Annotated in this window: 1 protein-coding gene; it reads right to left on the bottom strand. The window is 53.0% G+C overall.

Annotation, left to right across the window (positions count from 1 at the left end; genetic code table 11):
- Positions 1-191: 191 nt before the first annotated feature.
- Positions 192-1391: an RNA-guided endonuclease InsQ/TnpB family protein gene (locus tag NW853_RS05405; RefSeq protein ID WP_414348209.1), complete on the bottom strand. Its 1200-nt coding sequence runs from the start codon at positions 1389-1391 to the stop codon at positions 192-194.
- Positions 1392-1548 lie beyond the last annotated feature (157 nt).

Genomic DNA, 1548 nt, shown 5'->3' with positions numbered 1-1548 from the left:
GGGATCCCTATCGACAGGGGCTGAGGCTTTGATTGGGAAATCCTAGCATTGTTGCTGAAAAAAGCAGCTCGATTGAGCCGCTCCGAAAGACCTATACAACACTGAACAAAAGTCCACTTTTGTCTAGGTTGCTGCTTTCTTCCTGCTTCCACGACTCATACCTAGTCGGCGAACCAACCGCTCCGAAAGACTTACACAACGCTGAACAAAAGCGGACTTTCGTTCAACTTGTTGCTTCCTTCCTGCTTCAACGATTCATACCTAGTTGGTTGCCCAACCCCGGCAGAGGAATCTCCACAGGCGTAACTTCCCCTGGAGCTCAGGGTAGTTTGATACCATTTCACCAGGTTGTGGGAGGCATTTAAGTCGCGGTCTATCACAAAACCGCATTTTTCGCAGCGAAACACTCTCTGGTGCAGTGGTATCTTTTGCTGATGACCACAGCGAGAACACAATTGGCTAGAGGGATAAAACCTATCCGCTACAGCCAATTGACAGCCGTAGAGCTTTGCTTTGTACTCTAGCTGTCGCTTAAACTCATAGAACCCACAATCGGCAATGCTGCCCGCCAACTTGGGGTTCTTCACCATCCCCGAAACGTTCAAGTCTTCTATAACCACGACCCGATACCTCTTGGCTAGGTACGTGGTCAACTTGTGCAGGTTGTCTTTGCGCAGGTCGGCAATTCTCTTGTGCAGCCTGGCCACCGCCATCGCTGCTCGCTTTCGATTTCTGGAGCCCTTTTGCCTGCGGCTCACCCTTCGCTGCAACCGCGCCAGCCTCTTTTTTGACCTTCGATAGGCCTTTGGGTTGGGAAAGGTCTTGCCGTTGGAGCAGGTGGCCAGGTTGTGGATCCCAAAGTCCACCCCAACCACCTCTCCGTCCTTCTCTGGCTCTGGGGGGGCAGGGGCCTCGAACTTGAACGAAATATACCACCGGTCGGCTTGGCGGCTAATCGTGACGTTCTTGGGAGACGTTGCAGGTAACTGCTCGTGGCACTTCAGCCAACCTAAGACGGGAACCTTGATTCGGTTCCCTGAGATTTTGATGGATCCTTCCAGGTAGAAGCTGTCATGCCTACCCTTCTTCTTGAACACGGGGAAGCGCCCCAGCCCCTGGCGCCACCTCTTGATTCCTTGCTCCAAGTTTCTCAGGGCTTGTTGAGGCGCACATTTCGATACCTGGTAGTACCAAGGGTTTTCCTTCTTGACCTCTGCCACCAGCCGCTTATGTAAGTCGATGGCTGTAGGGAGCTTGTGCTTGTTCTCCAAGGCTTGCTTGCAGATTGCCAGGCCCCAGTTGTAGGCGTGCCTGGCCACGCCTGCGTGCTGGGCAGCCAGGGTCCTTTGCTTGCTATTCAGGTCTAACGCTGTCTTAAAGGCTAGCAACACAGGCCACCTTCCATTCGCTGCTACAGGATAGCACCTCTTTCTGAAAAGTGAACGATGTTAACCCTTAGCCCAGCGTTTTTCAGACAAACCATGACTAGAGGCGAGCCCCATCCCCAAGATTTTGGCTATTTTGGTGATGCGAGGCTCTCTCCCGGTG

The organism is Synechococcus sp. H55.11, assembly GCF_047462475.1.
GTDB lineage: Bacteria > Cyanobacteriota > Cyanobacteriia > Thermostichales > Thermostichaceae > Thermostichus.
This window is presented reverse-complemented; position numbering and strand designations above follow the sequence as displayed.